General features: G+C 72.2%; 2 protein-coding genes. One reads left to right on the forward strand and one right to left on the reverse strand.

All coding sequences use genetic code 11. The features are described from left to right. Nucleotides 1-40 precede the first annotated feature (40 nt). Nucleotides 41-424, forward strand: coding sequence for a hypothetical protein (locus CF68_RS19445; RefSeq protein ID WP_063832574.1), 384 nt, complete (start codon nt 41-43; stop codon nt 422-424). Between the two features lie 134 nt (nt 425-558). Here the strand turns inward: CF68_RS19445 and CF68_RS19450 are convergent. Then, nucleotides 559-5087: Hpt domain-containing protein (locus CF68_RS19450; protein WP_035821874.1), on the reverse strand; the 4529-nt coding region annotated here is incomplete at its 5' end.

The raw sequence follows: 5087 nt of genomic DNA on the forward strand, positions 1-5087 counted from the left end.
GCCCACCGTCACGCCGCCAGCCGCGCCGGCGCCAGCGCCGATGGCAGCGCCCACGCAGCCACGCCCGCCGCTGACCACGCCGCCCCCGCCGCCGCCGCGTGATGCGATGGTGCAGCGTACGGCCGGCTCAGTCGCCTATATCTGCGGCGGTGTCGCCGAAGACGAGCAGGTCGCGCTGCAATCGGAGGCGCGCAAATACAACATGAGCCTGCTGTTCACGCAGGGCGCGCGCGGCGAGTACCTGTCCGACGTGGACGTCAAGCTGATGCGCGGCGGCAAGGAAGTCGCCAGCTTTGTCGCAGACGGTCCGCGCTGCCTGCTGAAGGCGCCGTCGGGCACGTACAACGTGCGGGCGACTTACCAGGGCCGGACCAAGACCGCGACGGTCAGCACCGGCGGCAAGAACGCGCAGATGCGCTGGTAGTCAGCTGGAACGGCGCGCCGTGCGGCGCGCCTGTGGAGGAGGAAAAAAGGCTCGGCATCTTGCGATGTCGAGCCTTCTTGCATGGCAGGCCCTTGAGAGAGCCGCCGTCCTTTGCATGCCGACTGCATGCTCCCTCAGCCTGTGGGCCCGTCCCCCAGCATCTGCCCCACCGACCCCGCCGTACCGGCCGCTCGCTCACCCAGCAACCGATGCAGCGTGCCCAGCAGCTCATCCTCGTTATACGGCTTGCCCAGGTACACGTTGACGCCGATCTCCTCGGCATAGCGGCGGTGCTTGTCGGCCGTGCGCGAGGTGATCATCACCAGCGGCATATGCGCGGTGCGCGCGTCGGAGCGCACGTTGCGCGTCAGGTCGAAGCCGTCCATGTGCGGCATCTCGATGTCGACCAGCATGGCGTCCGGCATGACATCCTGCAGTTGCTTGAGCGCATCCACACCATCGCGCGCCAGCACCACCTGGTAGCCGGCGCGGCCCAGCAGGCGCTGGGTGGCCTTGCGCACGGTCAGCGAGTCATCCACCACCATCACGGTCGGCTGCACGGCCAGGCCGCGCACCGGCTCGGTGGTGCCGTCGCTCGCCAGTTCCGCAACCGCGCCCATCTGCGCCTGCACGGCAGGTTGTGCCGGCGTCTGCGGCGCCGGCTGGCCGCGTTCGCGCACAAAGCGCTGCGCCAGCACCACCGGGTTGTAGATCAGCACGATCTCGCCATCGCCCAGCGTAGTCGCGCCGGCAATGCCTTCCAGGCGTGCCAGGTGCGGGCCGATATGCTTGACCACAACTTCGCGGTTGCCGACCACATCGTCAACATGCACCGCCACGCGCTCGGCGCCGCTGCGCACCAGCACCACCGGCGAATACTTGCGCCCGGCCGCGACCGCGTTGCCTTCCTCCAGCAGCGTGCCGAAGTAGAAGAACGGCACCTCGGCGCCGGCCACCGTGAGGCGGCCCTGGTTGTAGGCGTCCAGCAGCGCCGGGGCGCGCAGCTGCTGGACCTGGTCGATCATGCCGCTGGGCACGGCATAGCGCCGCGCGCCCAGCGAGATCACCAGCACCTGCGTGATCGCCGTGGTCAGCGGCAGGTGCACGGTGAAGGTGGTGCCCTGCCCGGGCTTCGACTCCAGCGTGATGCGTCCGCCCAGCGCCACGGTCTCGGCGCGCACCACGTCCATGCCCACGCCGCGGCCGGCCAGCTCCGACACCGCGTCGGCAGTGGAAAAGCCCGGCGCAAAGATCAGCTCGGTCAGGCGCGCTTCGCTGGCCTCGTCGTCCGGCGCCAGCAGGCGGCGCTCGACCGCGCGCGCGCGGATGCGCGCCAGGTCCAGCCCGCCGCCGTCATCGACGAAATGCAGCACCACCTCGTTGCCTTCCTGCTGCACCTCCAGCGTCAGCGCGCCGGTGGCGGCCTTGCCCGCGGCGCGGCGCGGCGCGGCGGCTTCGATGCCGTGCACCACTGCGTTGCGGATCAGGTGCTCGATCGGGCCGGCCATGCGGTCCAGCACCGAGCGGTCGATTTCCACCGTGCCGCCCTTGATCAGCAGGCGCACTTCCTTGCCGGTCTCGGCAGCGGCCTGGCGTGCCACGCGATAGAGGCGCTCGGCCAGCGCGTCGAACTGCACCATGCGCGCCTGCATCAACCCGCGCTGCATGCCGCGCGTCAGGCGTGCCTGCGCCGCCAGGTCGCCGGCGGCGCGGTCAAAGCCGCGCTGCAAGTTCTGCTCGACGGTGGCGACGTCGTTGACCGACTCGGCCATCATCCGCGTCAGCTCCTGGAAGCGCGTGAAGCGGTCGAACTCGAGCGGGTCGAATTCCTGCTTGTGCTGCGCGTCGGCAATGCGCGACGCCATCTGCGATTCAGCCTGGATCTCGATTTCGCGCAACTGCCCGCGCAGGCGCGCGACGTTGTCGTTCAGTTCGCCCAGGTAGGCGCGCATCGCCTCCAGTTCGCTGTCCAGGCGTGCGCGCGTGGCACCGACTTCGCCGGCTTCGTTGATCAGCGTGTCGAGCGCGCGCGCCTGCACGCGCACCAGCGCGCGTTGCGGCTCGGCGGGCACGGCCGGCGGCATCGCCACCATCACGTCTGCCGGTCCCGGCATGGCGGGCAGGGTGGCGGGGGGCACCGCCTCGACAACGGCATCTGCCTGCGGCAGCGGCGCATCGGCCTGCGCTTGCTCGGGCACCTCGGCCAGGCCGTTGACCACGTCCGGATCGTCCGCGGGCAGCAGCCGGCCGGACGGCAGCGCCTCTACATGCGCCAGGATGCGGTCGTACCAGGCATAGAGCCGCTCGAACAGCTTCGGCCCGACGGCCTGTTGCCCCTGCCCGCGCAGGCTGGCGTCGAGCAGCGTCTCCATTTCGTGCGCGGCCTGGCCCAGCGCCATGGCACCCGCCATGCGCGCACTGCCCTTGAGCGTATGCAGCGCGCGCAGCACCAGGCCGCCGTGGCGCGAGTCTTCCGGCGCTGCTTCCCAGCCGCGCAGCAGCTTGCCCAGCTCGGGCAGCGTGCCTTGTGCCTCTTCCAGGAAGATCTGGACCAGCGCGGGATCCGTTGCGCCGGCCTCGTCCGATACCGGCGCACCGGGCGCCCGGTGCGGGGTCGGCAGCGCGATAACGACCGCGTCATGCGGCATGGCCGGCGGCTGTGCGGCCTCCGGCCCGGGCAATGGGGGCGGCTCCGGCTGGTCTTCCTGCGCGGGCGGCAACTGGCCCAGCAGCTGCGCCACCGAGCCATCCGGCTCGGCCGGCGCCTGCGGCGCGGGCACCGCCACGCGCGGACGCAGCAGCGCGCGCTCGCCAAACTCAACCAGGCTGCGGCGCAGGCCGGCATCGGCATCCGGCCAGACGCCTGCGGCAAACTGGTGCAGCATGCCGCGCAGGCGCTCGACCGCCTGCTCCAGCAGGCGGAAATCGCCCGGGTGCATCGCCACCGGGTGCGAGCCCAGCTGCAGCAGCAGGGCCTCTAGCGCCTCGGCGATCTCACGCACGGGTTCCAGGCCGACGGTGGACGCACTGCCCTGCAGCGTGTGGGCGACGCGCAGCCCCAGCTCGCTCGGGCACGGATGGCCTTCATGCCGCCATTCGGAGATGTCGGTGGCGAACTGGCGCAGCAGGTCGTCGGCCTCCTGCAGGTAGACGTTGTAGAGCGCCAGGCCGATGCGCACCGGCCCGATCACCTTGTAGTGGTCGTCCTCGTCCGACAGCCCCCCGGACAGGCGGAACGGGATCACATTGTCTTCGCCGTGCCCGACGGCATCGGCGCCGGTGTGACCGGCGGCCTGGGCGGCCGGCCCGGGTGGCGCTTCTGCAGCCGCGCCGGGCAGTACTGGCAGTTCATCCGCGGCCTGCGCGGTGCCCGGGTCGCGCACCGCGCAGGCGGCTGCCACCAGCGGCGCGATGTCGTGCCAGGTCGCTGCATCGCGATGCAGCTGTGCCACCCACGCCGACAGTTCGGCATGCGCGCGGCGCAGCAGCGACAGCAGCGCGGGCACCGGCTCGCGCGCTTCGGCAATCCACAGGTTCATGACCTGCTCGACCGCCCAGGCCGCTTCGCCATAGCGATGCAGGCCGACCATGCGGCTGGAGCCCTTGAGCGTATGGAAGGCGCGCCGCACGCGGCTGAGGGTATCGGCATCGTGCAGCGCCTCAACGCCCGAGCCGAGGTCGCCGGCGATGCCGCCCAGCACCTCGTCGGCTTCGTTCAGGAAGATGCCGAGCAGTTCGGCGTCCAGCGCCGCCTTGTCGCCGTCAGCCGGCAGGCCTTGCGCCGCGGGCGGCGCGGCTGCGGGTGCGGCAGCCCGTGCCGGCTCGGCCAGTGCCAGTGCCAGCCTGCCGGCCGCATCATCGCTGCCGGCCAACCAGGCATTGCATTGCATGGTGGCTTCGGCGGCCTGGCGGCGCAGCGCGGCATCGTCGTCGATGGTGGCCTGGTCGGCCAGCGCCTGCAGCGCGGCACGCAGCCGCTGCACTGGCGGCGCATCGGGCATGGGGCCGGCCTGGATGGCCTCGGCCGCGGCGGCGCGCGCGGCGGCCAGCGGATGCTGCGCAGCGCGCGGCGCATCGGGCTCGCCGGCCTCGGCAAGCGTATCGGCCCGCCGCACGCGGCCGAATTCCAGCGCATCGGCAAAGGCATGGACCGCGCCCAGCTCGGCTGCGACCTCGCCCAGCAGCGCGGCGCGCGCACTGGCATCGGCGAGTTCGCCCGAAACGGCCAGCCGCGCATTGACGGACTGCACCGCGGCGGCGGCCTGCGTGGCATCGTCCACCAGCGCTGCAGGCAGCGCGGCGGACGACTGCAATTGCGCCAGCGTGGCGCCAAGCGCGGCGAAGGCCTGGCACGCATCGCGCAGGTGGCCGGCGCCTTCGGCGCGGGCCGCGTTGCGGTCGAAGCTGTCCAGCCACGATTCGCCGCTGTCCAGCTGCGCCCGCAGCTGCGTCACGGCCTCGCTGCGCAGCGCCTGGGCGCGCGCCTCGTCGACCATGCCCGCTAGCCACGCGGGCGCGCTCGCGGCGGGATCGGCCAGGCATGTCGCCAGCGCCTCGCACTGCGCGGCAAAACGCGCCGCCGCCGGATGGGCGGATTGCCCGTGCACGCGCCACGGCAGCGCCAGCGCGCGCGCCAGGAACAACGCGATGCCGGCGGCGCCCA

The sequence above is a fragment of the Cupriavidus sp. SK-4 genome (assembly GCF_000611125.1).
Taxonomy (GTDB): domain Bacteria; phylum Pseudomonadota; class Gammaproteobacteria; order Burkholderiales; family Burkholderiaceae; genus Cupriavidus; species Cupriavidus necator.